The organism is Kluyvera sichuanensis, from assembly GCF_040930405.1.
Lineage (GTDB): Bacteria > Pseudomonadota > Gammaproteobacteria > Enterobacterales > Enterobacteriaceae > Kluyvera > Kluyvera sichuanensis.
Map to the genome: position 1 here is coordinate 4,231,852 of NZ_CP162271.1, position 14,732 is coordinate 4,246,583.

15 protein-coding genes are annotated in these 14,732 nt (G+C 56.3%); 8 read left to right on the forward strand and 7 right to left on the reverse strand.

Translation table 11 applies throughout. From position 1 onward, the window contains the following. Positions 1–39: 39 nt before the first annotated feature. Positions 40–966, forward strand: coding sequence for a DMT family transporter (locus AB2B48_RS20295; RefSeq protein ID WP_368299998.1), 927 nt, complete (start codon positions 40–42; stop codon positions 964–966). Between the two features lie 52 nt (positions 967–1,018). Here the strand turns inward: AB2B48_RS20295 and AB2B48_RS20300 are convergent, their stop codons facing one another. Then, a complete protein-coding gene (locus AB2B48_RS20300) occupies positions 1,019–1,660 on the reverse strand; it encodes a LysM-like peptidoglycan-binding domain-containing protein (protein WP_185669114.1) in 642 nt (213 codons plus the stop codon). A gap of 210 nt (positions 1,661–1,870) precedes the next feature. Here AB2B48_RS20300 and fklB point away from each other — a divergent pair, with 210 nt between their 5' ends. The 3 genes from fklB (at position 1,871) to nudI (ending at position 4,789) form a co-directional block, all read left to right on the forward strand. Continuing rightward, a complete protein-coding gene (fklB, locus tag AB2B48_RS20305) occupies positions 1,871–2,491 on the forward strand; it encodes an FKBP-type peptidyl-prolyl cis-trans isomerase (RefSeq protein WP_220439636.1) in 621 nt (206 codons plus the stop codon). A 301-nt stretch (positions 2,492–2,792) separates the two neighbouring features. Then, complete coding sequence (gene cycA / locus AB2B48_RS20310) at positions 2,793–4,199, forward strand: D-serine/D-alanine/glycine transporter (RefSeq protein WP_185669115.1); 1,407 nt, start codon at positions 2,793–2,795, stop codon at positions 4,197–4,199. Between the two features lie 164 nt (positions 4,200–4,363). Beyond that, complete coding sequence (gene nudI / locus AB2B48_RS20315; protein WP_368300001.1) at positions 4,364–4,789, forward strand: nucleoside triphosphatase NudI; 426 nt, start codon at positions 4,364–4,366, stop codon at positions 4,787–4,789. Between the two features lie 38 nt (positions 4,790–4,827). On the opposite strand, the gene ytfE is transcribed toward nudI, so the two are convergent. Beyond that, positions 4,828–5,490 (reverse strand): iron-sulfur cluster repair protein YtfE, encoded by a 663-nt coding sequence (gene ytfE / locus AB2B48_RS20320; protein ID WP_368300002.1) that lies wholly within the window; start codon positions 5,488–5,490, stop codon positions 4,828–4,830. 230 nt (positions 5,491–5,720) lie between these two features. On the opposite strand from ytfE, the gene AB2B48_RS20325 reads away from it, so the two are divergent. Next, positions 5,721–7,370 (forward strand): methyl-accepting chemotaxis protein, encoded by a 1,650-nt coding sequence (locus tag AB2B48_RS20325; protein ID WP_368300003.1) that lies wholly within the window; start codon positions 5,721–5,723, stop codon positions 7,368–7,370. A 3-nt stretch (positions 7,371–7,373) separates the two neighbouring features. Here the strand turns inward: AB2B48_RS20325 and AB2B48_RS20330 are convergent, their stop codons facing one another. The 3 genes from AB2B48_RS20330 to AB2B48_RS20340 form a co-directional block, all read right to left on the reverse strand. Continuing rightward, on the reverse strand, positions 7,374–8,339 hold the full coding sequence (locus AB2B48_RS20330) for a DMT family transporter (RefSeq protein WP_368301988.1): 966 nt from the start codon (positions 8,337–8,339) through the stop codon (positions 7,374–7,376). A gap of 76 nt (positions 8,340–8,415) precedes the next feature. After that, a complete protein-coding gene (locus AB2B48_RS20335; RefSeq protein ID WP_368300004.1) occupies positions 8,416–9,240 on the reverse strand; it encodes an AraC family transcriptional regulator in 825 nt (274 codons plus the stop codon). 81 nt (positions 9,241–9,321) lie between these two features. Further along, on the reverse strand, positions 9,322–10,170 hold the full coding sequence (locus tag AB2B48_RS20340; RefSeq protein ID WP_220439633.1) for an SDR family oxidoreductase: 849 nt from the start codon (positions 10,168–10,170) through the stop codon (positions 9,322–9,324). 84 nt (positions 10,171–10,254) lie between these two features. On the opposite strand from AB2B48_RS20340, the gene AB2B48_RS20345 reads away from it, so the two are divergent. Beyond that, the gene (locus tag AB2B48_RS20345; RefSeq protein WP_220439632.1) at positions 10,255–10,641 is read left to right on the forward strand and encodes a winged helix-turn-helix transcriptional regulator; all 387 of its coding nucleotides are present in this window, start codon (positions 10,255–10,257) and stop codon (positions 10,639–10,641) included. 68 nt (positions 10,642–10,709) lie between these two features. On the opposite strand, the gene AB2B48_RS20350 is transcribed toward AB2B48_RS20345, so the two are convergent. Continuing rightward, a complete protein-coding gene (locus AB2B48_RS20350) occupies positions 10,710–12,653 on the reverse strand; it encodes a bifunctional 2',3'-cyclic-nucleotide 2'-phosphodiesterase/3'-nucleotidase (RefSeq protein WP_368300005.1) in 1,944 nt (647 codons plus the stop codon). Between the two features lie 212 nt (positions 12,654–12,865). Here AB2B48_RS20350 and cysQ point away from each other — a divergent pair, with 212 nt between their 5' ends. Further along, positions 12,866–13,612: a 3'(2'),5'-bisphosphate nucleotidase CysQ gene (gene cysQ, locus AB2B48_RS20355; protein WP_185669123.1), complete on the forward strand. Its 747-nt coding sequence runs from the start codon at positions 12,866–12,868 to the stop codon at positions 13,610–13,612. Here the strand turns inward: cysQ and AB2B48_RS20360 are convergent. Further along, positions 13,609–14,163 (reverse strand): YtfJ family protein, encoded by a 555-nt coding sequence (locus AB2B48_RS20360; RefSeq protein WP_368300007.1) that lies wholly within the window; start codon positions 14,161–14,163, stop codon positions 13,609–13,611. The two genes, cysQ and AB2B48_RS20360, sit on opposite strands and share 4 nt — an antisense overlap. A 321-nt stretch (positions 14,164–14,484) precedes the next feature. Here AB2B48_RS20360 and AB2B48_RS20365 point away from each other — a divergent pair, with 321 nt between their 5' ends. Further along, complete coding sequence (locus tag AB2B48_RS20365; RefSeq protein WP_368300008.1) at positions 14,485–14,691, forward strand: DUF1107 domain-containing protein; 207 nt, start codon at positions 14,485–14,487, stop codon at positions 14,689–14,691. Positions 14,692–14,732: the final 41 nt, after the last annotated feature.

Below are 14,732 nucleotides of genomic sequence, written 5' to 3' on the forward strand. Positions count from 1 at the left end.
TCAAAAAATTAAAACAATATTTTAATTTTTGGTGAAAGAATGGAAACTCTGCGCCAGCATTCTCTGTTTTCCCGTAAAAACATCGTCTATCTCTGTGCCGCATTCTGCTGTCTGCTATGGGGAAGCGCCTACCCGGCGATTAAGAGCGGGTATGAGCTGTTTCAGATCGCCGCCGATGATATCCCGACTAAAATCGTCTTTGCCGGCTACCGTTTCCTGTTTGCCGGGCTGATACTGCTTCTGCTGGCGATGGCGCAGCGCAAGCCGGTGGCGCGCCTGAGCGCACGGCAGTTCGGTCAGCTGACCCTGCTAGGGCTGACGCAGACTTCACTCCAGTACATCTTCTTCTACATTGGCCTTGCCTTCACCACCGGGGTGAAAGGGTCAATCATGAACGCTACCGGCACCTTCTTTAGCGTGCTGCTGGCGCACTTTATCTACCAGAACGACCGACTGAGCTATAACAAGACGCTGGGCTGTATTCTCGGCTTTGCCGGGGTGATGGCGGTGAACTTCAATAGCGGGCTGCTGGACTTCAACTTTAGCCTGGGCGATGGCTCGGTGGTGCTGGCGGCGTTTATCCTGTCGGCAGCATCGCTGTACGGAAAACGCATCTCCCAAACGGTCGACCCGACGGTGATGACCGGCTACCAGCTGGCGTTGGGCGGTCTGGCGCTGGTGGTCGGCGGCTATCTGAGCGGCGGCACGCTGACCTTCCACGGTTTCTCATCGGTGGCGATTCTTGGCTATCTGACGCTGCTCTCGTCGGTCGCCTTTGCGCTGTGGAGCATTCTGCTCAAGTACAATCGCGTGGGAATGATTGCGCCGTTTAACTTCCTGATCCCGGTATCGGGCTCGGTGCTGTCGGCGATTTTCCTCGGGGAAAATATTCTCGAGTGGAAATACGCGCTGGCGCTGGTGCTGGTCTGTTCGGGGATTTGGTGGGTCAATAAAGTTAAAAAGTAGCCCGGCCGGGCGAAGCGACGCCGGGGAGACTCGGCGTCGCGATCAAGATGTGTTAACGCGCGCGAATAAAGCTGCCGTCCGGCTGGCGGGTAAACAGCACCTGACCGTTGTCGGACTCAATGGTTAACCCGGTTACCACGCCGTTGGCGTTCTTACGAATCTGTACCTTCTGACCATTCTTTAAATTGCTAAGCGGTTTACCCGTACCTTCGACCTGCGCCATGGCATATACGTCCGTTGGCGGCAGATTGTTGTCACGGAACAGCTGTGCCAGCGTTTTCCCGGCCTCTACCTGATAGGTATGCCATTCGTTGCTGCTGCGGCTCTCCTGATACGGCTGAGTGCGCGACGGCGCAGCCTGCTGTTCGCTCGGCTGCTCTTCCTGCACCGGTTCCGGCGCGACAGGGGCAACCTGATCGAGATCGTTAGATGGTGTCACCAACTGGGCGTGAAGCGGCTGGGCGTCTGGCTGCGGCGTTTGCGACTGCGACTGGAAATCCAGCTGAGCGGAACGCGTGACCTGCGCCGGTGGGCTGTCGTCAGCGGAAGGCAGCAGGAAGCCGACAATAATAGCCAGTGCAGCAACAATCACGCCGCGACGGTGGGCAGGCGGCAGCGGGTCCAGGATGCGAAGATCGTCCGGCGCGTGCCAGATTTTCACCAGCAAAGGTTTTATTTCAAATCTCCCGGGCATGGCTCTCCTCCTGCTCCGTGTCGATGCTATCCAGTATAGATGGCTAACTGCCTGATGAACGTGGCAAAGCGCATTTTCATCATATCCTATAGGGCATCTGAATGGTTTCTTTTTCCCGGGAATTTGTCATCTTTCCTGACACAAAGTTTTACCCTGTGCGGCGTGGCTGCTATGCTGCCCGCTACTTTATACCCGAAGAAAGGAAAGACGATGGCCACCCCGACTTTTGACACTATTGAAGCACAGGCAAGCTACGGTATCGGCCTGCAGGTAGGGCAGCAGCTGAGCGAGTCCGGTTTGCAGGGTTTACTGCCGGAAGCACTGGTTGCCGGTATCGCTGATGCGCTGGAAGGCAAACAGCCTGCCGTGCCGGTAGACGTTGTTCATCGTGCGCTGCGTGAAATCCACGAACGTGCTGATGCCGTGCGTCGTGAACGTTTTGCGGCGATGGCCGAAGACGGCGTGAAATATCTGGAAGAAAACCGTGAGAAAGAAGGCGTCAACAGCACCGAATCCGGCCTGCAGTTCCGCGTTCTGACCCAGGGCGAAGGCGCAATCCCAGCGCGTACCGATCACGTTCGCGTGCACTACACCGGTAAGCTGATTGACGGCACCGTATTCGACAGCTCCGTCGCGCGCGGCGAGCCAGCTGAATTCCCGGTTAACGGCGTTATCGCTGGCTGGATTGAAGCGCTGACCCTGATGCCGGTTGGCTCTAAGTGGGAACTGACTATCCCTCATAACCTGGCCTACGGCGAGCGCGGCGCAGGTGCTTCCATCCCTCCGTTCAGCACCCTGGTCTTCGAAGTCGAGTTACTGGAAATCCTGTAATCCTCGCACTTATCCTCTCTCCGTCCGGGGAGGGGATACAAACTCCTGAAGTTAGATATATGTTGGGATTTAATCTTGCAAATACAGCAATTGCGTGTATTTTTGTGAGCTGTTTCCCATAGGTGAGGTGATATAACACTCACTTTAAACATAAAATTAACATTATATTTAAATCATAGTATTCATCCCTCCGATTCTTACCTAATATCGAGACATCCTATAGATAGGATCGTCTTGCATGACGACATAAGGGCCAGTAGAGCCCGCACAACACAGACAGAAACAACAGGAAGAAAATCACATGGTTGATCAGATCAAAGTCGCTGCTGCCGCTGAGCAGGAGCCGGCTGAACAATCGCTACGGCGAAACCTCACAAACCGACATATTCAGCTTATTGCCATCGGCGGCGCCATTGGTACCGGGCTGTTTATGGGATCGGGCAAAACTATCAGTCTCGCTGGGCCATCGATCATCTTCGTTTATATGATCATCGGTTTTATGCTTTTCTTCGTGATGCGTGCGATGGGCGAGCTGCTGCTCTCCAACCTTGAGTACAAATCGTTCAGCGACTTTGCCGCTGACCTGCTTGGCCCATGGGCTGGGTATTTTACCGGCTGGACCTACTGGTTCTGCTGGGTGGTGACCGGGATGGCGGACGTCGTCGCCATCACCGCCTACGCGCAGTTCTGGTTCCCCGGACTCTCTGACTGGGTGGCCTCGCTGGCGGTGGTAGTCCTGCTGCTGAGCCTGAACCTCGCCACCGTGAAGATGTTCGGTGAGATGGAATTCTGGTTTGCGATGATCAAAATCGTCGCCATCGTGGCGCTGATTATCGTCGGCCTGGTGATGGTGCTGATGCACTTCAAATCACCGACCGGCGTAGAAGCGTCGTTCGCTCACCTGTGGAACGACGGTGGCTGGTTCCCGAAAGGCATCAGCGGCTTCTTTGCGGGCTTCCAGATAGCCGTCTTCGCCTTCGTGGGGATTGAACTGGTCGGTACCACCGCGGCAGAAACCAAAGATCCTGAGAAATCTCTGCCACGCGCGATTAACTCCATTCCAATCCGTATCATCATGTTCTACGTGTTTGCGCTGATTGTAATTATGTCCGTGACCCCGTGGAGCTCGGTTGTACCAAACAAGAGCCCGTTCGTTGAGCTGTTCATGCTGGTCGGCCTGCCGGCGGCGGCGAGCATCATCAACTTCGTGGTGCTGACCTCTGCGACCTCTTCCGCCAACAGCGGCGTGTTCTCTACCAGCCGTATGCTGTTCGGCCTGGCGCAGGACGGCGTGGCACCAAGCCTGTTCGCCAAGCTCTCTAAGCGTGCGGTACCGGCAAAAGGGCTGACCTTCTCCTGTATCTGCCTGCTGGGCGGCGTGGTGATGCTGATGGTGAACCCAAGCGTGATTGCGGCCTTCACCATGATCACTACCGTGTCGGCGATTCTGTTTATGTTCGTCTGGACGATTATCCTGTGCTCTTACCTGGTATACCGTAAGCAGCGTCCACACCTGCATGAAAAATCCATCTACAAAATGCCGCTGGGCAAAGTGATGTGCTGGGTCTGCATGGCGTTCTTCGCCTTCGTTCTGGTACTGCTGACCCTGGAAGCGGACACCCGTGAAGCGCTGATGGTGACGCCAATCTGGTTCATCGTGCTGGGGCTGGGTTGGATGTTCCTGCGTAAGAACAAGCTGGCTAAGTAAGCGAATTTCGCCCCTCACCCTCTCCCCAAAGGGGAGAGGGTGAGGGGGAAGCAACACAAAGCGCCCATCGTGGCGCTTTCTTTGTTTTTGAGCCCCGCCTCGTAGTCCCCCTTTTCTTAACGTGCTACTTTCCCCGCCACAAACGAAAAGCGTATGGAGATGAAATGCGTCAGAGAACGATTGTCTGCCCGGTGATTCAAAACGAGGGCGAATACCTGCTGTGCAAAATGGCCGATGACCGTGGCGTTTTCCCCGGGCAGTGGGCGATTTCCGGCGGTGGTATGGAGCCAGGCGAAACCATGGAAGACGCGCTGAGACGCGAGATTGGTGAAGAGCTGGGAGAGGCGCTGGAGATTACTGAGGTGAAGCCGTGGACCTTCCGTGATGACGTGCGGGTAAAAACCTACGCCGATGGAACGACCGAGCAGATCTACATGATTTATCTCATCTTCGACTGCGTGAGCGCCAACCGGGATATTACTTTCAACGAGGAGTTTCAGGCGGTCGCGTGGGTGAAACCCGAAGCGCTGGCCAGTATGGACCTTAACGTGGCGACGCGGGAAACCTTCCGCCAGAAAGGGCTGCTGTAATAGAAAACGCCTCCCGCAAGGGGAGGCGCGTAGTCATCTTATTCGCCTTTGAGCGCGCGTGGGAACAGCACGTTATTCTCGAGGCTGATGTGCTCCATCAGGTCATCGATCATCTCGTTGATGCCGTTGTACATCGCTTTCCAGGTGGTGCAGGCTTCCGGTGGAATAGTGACGTTCTGGGTGGTGTGCTTGATCACTTCCAGCAGTTCACCTGCCTCGTCATGCTCGCTTTCCATCACGCTGATTGGCCCCATCGCCTGGCTGCCCATGCCTTGTTTGATCATCGGGAACAGAATCTGCTCCTCTTTCATCATGTGGCTGGAAAGCTCCTGATGCAGCATGGTCAGGTATTTCGCCAGGCCTTTTGGCACGTTCGGTTTGTCGGCGTGCACACGTTCGACTTTGGTGGCTTGCAGAATCAGCTCTGGCAGCTGTTCGCGGTGACGGTCGTGGTAACGCACGATGATGTGGTCGATGATTTCGGCCAGCGGTGCTACGCGCCAATCGTTTTCCACCGGCTGCTCGGCCAGTTTCGCCAGCTCAGCTTCAATCACGGCAACGTCGAGCTCTTTGCGGTCCGCCGCACGGGCCAGCGTCTGCTTACCGCCGCAGCAGTAATCCATATCGTATTTACGGAACAGCGCGGATGCGCGTGGGATGGAGAGCGCCAGCTCGCCTAATGGTTGGTCGCGAAAGGCCATTGCAGTTACCTCGTCATCAATAATATAAGATGCATTTTAAATGCATCTTTAAGTCGAAGATATACCCCTTTGTAGGGAGTGGAAATAAGTGATAGCTGTCACAAAAAATTATTACGCTTTAACGTGCTGAATCTTATTAAGAATGGTTCTGGTAAGACCTGAATCGATTAAACAAGCGCGTGGCGCTGCCGATAGTGAGACTTCAGACCACCTGCACTTAAAGGCAAAAGATGTTTAAAAGAATAAAAGTGATTACCGTCCTGATTGTCGTACTGGTCGCGCTGGGCGCGATGCAGCTGATTTCGGCGGGCGTGTTTGTACGCGCGCTGAATAACGACAAGCAGAATTTTACCGTCTCACAGCTCTCCAGCCAGAACGTGGCGGAGTTTACCGATGCATGGATTAGCCTCAACCAGGCGCGCGTGACCCTTAACCGCGGCATGCTGCGTCTGCAGGGTACCATGGCGAGCAGCGTTAACGGCGGCGAACTGAAAACGCTGGTGGATACGGCCAACAATTTGCTGGCCGATGCGAAACGTCATTACGACACCTATTACGCTTTACCGGAAACACCGGGCATGGACGGCCACCTGTCAGACAGCCTTGAGAAACAGTACGGCATCTACTCCGCAACGCTCGCCCGCATGAATGAACTGCTGGCGGAAGGTAAGCTGGAAGAGATGTTCAAGCAAAACGCTGAGCAAAAACAGCAGGCGATGCAGGCGGTGTATCAGGACTGGCGTGCGGCGCAGGCAACGCTGACCAGCGCCGGGGTGAAACAAAATGAGAGCGACTACGTGCGGATTTTGTGGAGCCTTGGGGTCATGCTGGCAGTGGCGCTGGCGGTTATTGTGGTGAGCTGGGTGGCGATGCAGCGCGTGCTGCTCAAGCCGCTGCATAAAGTGATGGATCACATTCGTCACATTGCCGAAGGCGACCTGACCAACGATATTAATACCGAAGGCAGCAACGAAATGGCGCTGCTGGCGCGTAACGTCAACGACATGCAGCAGTCGCTGGCGAAGACCGTCGGCGTAGTGCGTGAAGGCGCTGACACCATTTACACCGGCGCAGGTGAAATCTCTGCTGGCAGTAACGATCTCTCTTCCCGTACCGAACAGCAGGCGGCCTCGCTGGAACAGACCGCTGCCAGCATGGAACAACTGACCGCGACGGTGAAGCAGAACGCCGATAACGCGCGTCAGGCCACCCAGCTGGCGCAGAACGCGTCTGAAACCGCGCAGAAGGGCGGTAACGTCGTCGACGGCGTGGTGCGTACGATGGACGAGATTGCCGCCAGCTCCAGCAAAATTGCCCAGATCACCAACGTCATTGATGGCATTGCCTTCCAGACCAACATTCTGGCGCTGAACGCGGCGGTAGAAGCGGCGCGAGCTGGAGAGCAGGGTCGCGGCTTTGCCGTGGTTGCCGGTGAAGTGCGTACGCTGGCGCAGCGCAGCGCGCAGGCCGCGAAAGAGATTAAAGGGCTGATTGATGACTCGGGCAACCGCGTCAGCGCCGGCTCTGCGCTGGTGCACGAAGCGGGTGAAACGATGGCGGAGATCGTCAACGCCGTCACTCGCGTCAGCGACATCATGGGTGAAATCGCTTCCGCCTCTGATGAGCAAAGCCGCGGTATTGACCAGGTCGGCCAGGCCGTTGCTGAGATGGACCGCGTTACTCAGCAGAACGCCTCGCTGGTGGAAGAGTCCGCCAGCGCCGCATCAGCGCTGGAAGAGCAGGCGGCGCGCCTGAATGAGACGGTGGCGGTCTTTAAAATCTCCCGCCAGCAGTCGATGCAGAAAGCGCCGATGAAAAAAGCCCTCGTGCCAACGGCGAAAGCTGCGCCGCTCAACGAAGCGAACTGGGAAACCTTCTAAGCCTCAGACCTCAGAGACCGGCACCACCGCCGGTTTCTGCGGTTTTGACCGCACCGCAATCACCACGCCTATCACCAGCAGCGCAATCCCGCTCAACGTTAGCATCGGTGGCATTTCCTGGCGCAGCAGGAAGGTGTACAGCAGCCCCGCCAGCGTTTCAAAGACAATCAACGGCCCAAGGATCACCGTCGGCAGCCGTTGGCTCGCCACGTTCCAGCACAGCGCTCCCACCCACGAACAGAGCACGGCAATCGCAATCATCAACCCAATAAACACCGTTGGCCGTGGGCCGAAAGGCAGCGCAAACTCCGGCGTCTGGGCGTTCAGCCACAGGCAGGCCGCGACATAACCGACGACGGAAACCGGCAGCGTCACCAGCGCCTGTGCGGTGGCCCACATCAGCGGCGGCTGGTGCGGATTCTCCCGCAGCCAGCGGGCGTTACGCAGGGCATACCACGCCCAGCACACCACCGACACGCTCGCCAGCACAATCCCGGAGCCGTAGCGCCAGCCGCTGAAATCCGGCAGCCCCTGACGCAGCTCGGCGATATTCACGCACAGCAGGCCGATGCCAATCAGCACCAGCGCGGGCATCAGCCGCATCCACGACAGCTTACCGTCGCGCTGACTATAGAGCAGGTTGGCGAAAATCGGGATCACCACCGGCAAGGTAGCAATGATCATTGTTGAAACCGGCGCCCCGGTGCGCTGAATGGCGCTGGCAAGACAGACGTAATAGATAAGGTTACCGACCATCGTCAGCCCCAGCGCCGTCCACCAGTCCTGGCGCGTAAGCTGACGCAGACGCGCCCGGCCGAGCCATGCCAGCGGCAGGGCAATCAGCCCCAGCGCCAGATAGCGCCCCATTGACTGCAATACCGCCGGGTAATCCGGCACGATTAACGGCCCGACAAAAATAAGCCCCCACATCAAACCCGCTAACAGGGCATACAGCACACCGCTAATCATCATGATTTCCACTTCTGTTGAACATGCTGAAAAGTGTAGGAGGGGAAAGCAGCGCCGTATTGTATGAGATTGCTGATTAGCGACGGGCAACCTGTTTTTGGTAGCGCACCGGCGTAATGCCGTAGCGCTGGGTAAAGGCGCGGGTGAGGTGCGACTGATCGGTCAGCCCGGTTGCGGCGGCAACCTCAGCGGCGGGCATGCCGTGGGTCAGAAACTCTTTGGCGCGCCATAAACGTACGGCCATCAGCATCTGGTGCGGCGTGACGTGGAAATGGGCTTTGAACTGGCGTTGGAAGTGCCATGGGCTCAGCGCCGCGACGTTCGCCAGCTCGTCGAGAGTAATCGGGTGCATGTAGTTGTCGTAGAGATAGTCGCGCACGTGGGCAAAGCGGTGCGCCCCTTCAGCCAGCACCGGCGCATGACAGGCCAGCGGCTGGAAGGTGTCGATCATATCCAGCAGCAGCCCTTTTTGCGCGAGCGGGTCGTCGGTATGCCAGAGGGCGTGGATCTGACGGCCAATCAACAGCGAGCGCTGCGGGTCGTGGCGGGTGACATCATCAAACCACCAGTGGCGAACGCCGGTGACCTCTTCAAGCAGATCGGGCTGGAGGTAAATCATCCGGTAGCGCCAGCCGTCGGCGGTTTCTGCCTCGCCGGTGTGCAGTTCGTCCGGGTTCATGGTGACGACCGAGTGAATTGGCGCAACGTGCTGGGTACCGCGATAGCGAAAGCGCTCGGCACCGGCTTCAATCACGCCAATGCCAAAGGCTTCGTGGGTGTGGGGTTCAAAGGCGTAGCGGGAGATATGGGCATGATAAAGCTCAACGCCCGGCACCTGCGCCAGATGGCGAAAGCGGGCGCTGTCTTTCTCATCGCTGAACTGTTCTGGTACGCCTTGCACGTGATGTTTCCCCCTGGACCATTCTTTTATTATCAGAGATGGCCCGCGGGGGCGCTACCACATTTAACCGATTTTTAACGATTACAGGATGCCTTTGACGCTCTGTGCAAGCGGTGTGGTGGGGCGACCAATCAGTTTGCTCAGGGTATGGCTGTCGTCGAACAGGCCGCCTTTGGAGGCCCCAACGTCAGAGTCCGCCAGCATGTCAGCCAAACCCGCAGGCAGGCCCACGCTTTTGAGCGCGGCGGCGAAATCGGCCTGGCTCAGGTTCTGATACACCACTTTTTTACCGCTCTGTTTTGCCAGTTCGGCGGCCAGTTCACTCAGCGTCCAGCCGTGGTCCCCTGCCAGTTCGTATACCTTCCCGGCGTGACCTTCTTCAGCGATAACACGCGCGGCGGCAGCGGCGTAGTCTTCACGGGTGGCCGAGGCGATTTTTCCTTCACCGGCTGCGCCAATAAACACGCCGTGCTCCAGCGCAGGGGGTGCGCTCGCCAGATAGTTTTCGGTGTACCAGCCGTTACGCAGCAGCGCGTAAGGAATGCCGGAGTCGGCCAGCATTTTCTCGGTTTCGACGTGTTCAACGTGCAGGCCCAGCGGCGATTTATCGGCGTGCAGCAGGCTGGTGTAGGCGATGAACTTCACGCCCGCCGCTTTGGCGGCGTTGATGATATTGCGGTGCTGCGGCGCGCGCTGGCCGACTTCGCTGGAGGAGATAATCAGCAGCTTATCCACGCCCTGAAGGGCTTTGGTCAGCGCCGCTTCGTCGCCGTAATCGGCCTGACGAACGACGATACCTTTCTGGCTCAGCGCTTCGGCCTTCGCCGGGTTGCGGACGACGGCAACCAGTTGGCTGGCGGCAGTGGTGTTGAGCAGGTTAGCAATGACGTGCTGGCCAAGCTGGCCGGTGGCTCCGGTAATGGCGATCATGGGTCTTCTCCTTCGTGTTCGTATGGTGTTGTGGTAAGCTATCACCATAACTAACTTTTAGTAAGTACGTACAAAAAGGTAAGTATGAAAGAAATAAATCCAACGCTGACGCAAAAGTTGCGTAACGGCAATCTGTTTGCCGAAAGCTGCCCATCACGGGACGTGCTCAAACACGTGACCAGCCGTTGGGGCGTGCTGATTCTGGTGGCGCTGCGCGAAGGCACGCATCGCTTTAGCGACCTGCGTCGCAAGATGGGGGGAGTGAGCGAAAAAATGCTCGCCCAGTCGCTGCAGGCGCTCGAGCAGGACGGTTTTATCAACCGTATCTCCTACCCGGTGGTGCCGCCGCACGTTGAGTATAGCCTGACGCCGCTGGGTGAAGAGGTGAGTGAGAAGGTGGCGGCACTGGCGGATTGGATTGAGGTGAATTTGCCGGTGGTGATGGCGCAGCAGATCCCGGCGTCGGCGTAAACGCCTCGGCCGGGCTACATGCCATCGTAGCCCGGCCGAGCGCAGCGACGCCGGGAAGTGCGCAGGACTTACTTACTCAAATCCAACTGATAAATCGCAAACCCAATCTCATCCGTCGCTACCTGCTTCATCGGATACTGCGCTTTCTCTTTGATAAACGCCGCCGCTTTTTCTGACGGAGAGGTTTCAAAGCGGATATCCAGTTTGGTGTCGCTGTGAATCGGGGCCAGGCGCCAGTTGTTGTCCGCCGCCGGGTGAATTTCCCCGTGGTTCTTCGACTGTTCGCTAATCCACGCCGCCAGCACCGAACGGTTTTCATCCGGTGAAGCGAAAGCGATATGGCTGTCGCCGGTGCCGGCGAACTTGCCGCCGTAGGCGCGGTAGTTGTTGGTCGCGACGAGGAACGTGGCGTTCGGGTCAATCGGCTTGCCGTTAAAGGTCAGGTTCTTGATGCGCTCGGATGTCGGGTTGATGCTCTGGCATTCGCCGTCGTAGCGTGCCGGTTGGGTCACATCAACCTGATAATCGACACCGTCGATTACGTCGAAGTTGTAGGTACGGAAACCGTCCCAGTTAATCAACGACTGCGGCTTGCTGTTGTGCGGGTCAATCTGGTTGAACTGCCCGGCGGAGCACTCCAGCCACTCTTTCACCTCTTTGCCGCTGGCTTTCACCACCACCAGAGTGTTCGGGTAGAGGTAGAGGTCGGCGGCATTACGGAAGGTAAGCTGGCCTTTTTCCACTTCGACGTAGCTTGCCGGATCGTTCTTACGTCCACCGACTTTGAACGGCGCGGCAGCAGAGAGCACCGGCAGTTTTGCCAGATCTGGGTCGCCCTGAATAAAGTGCTCAACGTAGGCTTTTTGCGCCATGTTCACCACCTGCACGGTCGGGTCGTCCTGCACCAGCGACAGGTAGCTGTACATATTGTCGGAAGACTTGCCGATAGGCTTGCTGACAAACTCGCGGGTGGCATCGTGATCGGCCTTCAGCGCATCAACCAACTTGTGGTCTTCTGCCGCCAGCGATTTCTTCGCTGCCGCATCGTAAATCGGGCGTGCCTGCGCCTGTGCGGAGGTCACCTGCCATTTGCCGCTGTCGTTGTTCAGCACCAGGTCAACCACGCCCAGATGGTCGCCCCACATTCCCGGCATTACCGCAGGAATGCCGTTAAGCGTGCCTTTGGCAATATCCGCCCCTTTGATGCTGGCGAAGTCTTTGCTCGGGAACACCGCGTGCGCGTGGCCAAACATAATGGCATCGACGCCCGGCACCTGGCTTAGGTAATAGACGGAGTTCTCCGCCATCGCCTGATACGGGTCAGCGGAGAGGCCGGAGTGGGCAATCACCACCACCACGTCTGCGCCGTTGGCGCGCATCTCGGGCACGTATTGACGCGCGGTTTCGGTGATGTCGTTCACCGTCACTTTGCCGCTCAGGTTGGCTTTATCCCAGGTCATGATCTGCGGCGGCACAAAGCCGATATAGCCAATCTTCAGCGTCTGCTTGTGACCGTCTTTATCGACCACCTCAGTTTCTTTAATCAGATATGGTGTAAAAAGCGGCTTTTTGGTCTTAACGTCGATGATATTGGCGTTAACGTACGGGAATTTAGCCCCTGCCAGCGCTTTATGCAGGTAATCCAGACCGTAGTTGAATTCGTGGTTGCCGAGGTTACCGACGCTGTAATCGAGCAGGTTCATGGCTTTATAAACCGGGTGAACATCGCCCTGTTTCAGCCCTTTGGCCGCCATGTAATCGCCCATCGGGCTGCCCTGGATAACGTCACCGTTATCGACCAGTACGCTGTTTTTTACTTCATCGCGAGCCGCGTTAATCAGGCTCGCGGTGCGCACCAGTCCGAATTTTTCGGTGGCGGTATCTTTGTAGTAATCAAAATCCATCATATTGCTGTGCAAATCAGTGGTTTCCATAATGCGGAGATCCACCGTTGCGGCATTTACGCTGGCAGCAATCAACGTCGCCAGAAGCGTTGCGCTAAACTTGATCATCAGAGGCATCCTTTTTTTAGATCTGAGACACAGATTTAAATGTATTTGTATTCTGTTACTTACGAGGATGTGAATCATGCCAGAAATGCGTGACAGGAAATCGGCAGCGGTTCACAGATATCCGGGACGATGATGGGAATAGCAGAATTAACGGCGATGCGATATAAATAAAACAATAAGTTAACGCCACTGTAATCTCAACGAGGTGGAGAATGTTAGAACAAGTCTGTCAGCTTGCGCGTGACGCAGGCGATGCCATTATGCAGGTGTACGACGGGAAGCTGCCGTTGGACGTCACCAGCAAGCAGGATGATTCGCCGGTTACGGCCGCCGATATCGCCGCGCACCATGTGATTATCAAAGGGCTCAAGGCGCTGACGCCGGATGTGCCCATTCTCTCAGAAGAGGACCCGCCGGGCTGGGACGTACGCCAGCACTGGCAACGTTACTGGCTGGTGGATCCGCTCGACGGCACCAAAGAGTTCATCAAGCGCAACGGCGAGTTCACGGTCAATATCGCGCTGATTGAAAACGGCAAGGCGGTGCTGGGCGTGGTGTTCGCGCCGGTACTCAAGGTGATGTACAGCGCGGAAAACGGCAAGGCGTGGAAAGAAGAGTGCGGCGTGCGTAAGCCGATTCAGGTGCGCGACGCGAACCCGCCGAAGGTCGTGGTGAGCCGTTCTCACTATGCCAACGATGACGAGCTGAAAGAGTATCTGCAGCAGTTGGGCGAGCACGATACCGCATCTATCGGCTCATCGCTGAAGTTCTGCCTGGTGGCGGAAGGCGAAGCGCAGCTTTACCCGCGCTTCGGGCCAACCAACATCTGGGATACCGCCGCAGGGCACGCGGTGGCCGCTGCAGCCGGTGCTCACGTCAACGACTGGCAGGGGAAAACGCTGGATTACACCCCGCGTGAATCGTTCCTGAACCCCGGCTTCCGGGTCTCTATTTTTTAATTGAGTAGCTTATGCAGCAGGGCAACCACCTGCTGCACTTCTGCTTGCGTCAGCGCCCCATCTTTGGCCCACTGAACCCGCCCCTCTTTGTCCAGCACCACAATGGCAGAACTGCCTTCATCCAGTTGCCAGGCTTTGCGCACCACTCCATCGCTGTCGACGATAAACTGTGACCACGGATAGAGCTTTTTATTGCTCTCAATACTGCTGCGCACGAACATCGACGAGCCAGGGATCGCATCGTCCGTATTCACAATTGTGGTGGCCTGGTAACGGTCGTGCGGTAAATTCGCCGCTTTAATCGCCTCGACGAGTGTCGCATTTTTCTCTTTTGCCGATGAACGCCCGGCAATATGTTGCACCACTCTCACTTTTCCAGGCAGCTGCGCGCTATTCCAGTTTTTATAACTAAACTTATCGTTATCGAGAATTAGTTCGCCGCGATCCGCCACGCCAACCGGCGAAACACGTTGTCCATTTGTAAAGTTATGCGCGGCAGCCATTAACGGCATTAACAGGCATGAAACCGCCAGCAGGGTACGTAGGGTCATGGTTTTTCCTTTTTATATGCAGGTGATCCGACCACTTGGCCGATAGTTTTAATCATATGTGCGATCTATGGTTTTTTCCCGCAAAGGCGGTGCCAGTTTGTGGAGGAACGCACACAATCTCACGAAATCGAAGGCTTATACTGTGTTCGTCGTATAGCTGAAAAGAAAGTTCTGAATTATTGTAATAAAAAGGTAAATAAGGTCCTCTAAGATAGAGGACCTCTGTTGTTATGGACTATAGTTAACAAGTACTTCACTTTGCGCCCCGGAGCGTTGAGCCAAATGTGGACAACAAGGGCGTAGTACTTGCAGGAGATTAGAATGAAAATTTTCCAACGCTACAACCCGTTTCAGGTAGCCAAATACGTTAAGACCCTGTTCCGTGGACGGTTGTACATCAAGGACGTTGGCGCTTTTGAATTTGATAAGGGCAAAATTCTTATCCCAAAAGTCAGAGACATTCAGCACCTTTCTGTAATGTCTGAAGTTAACCGCCACGTGTTACGCCTACAGACTGAAATGGCGTAATCAGAACACGATGCGGCAGAATTAAAAACGGCTCCCAATGG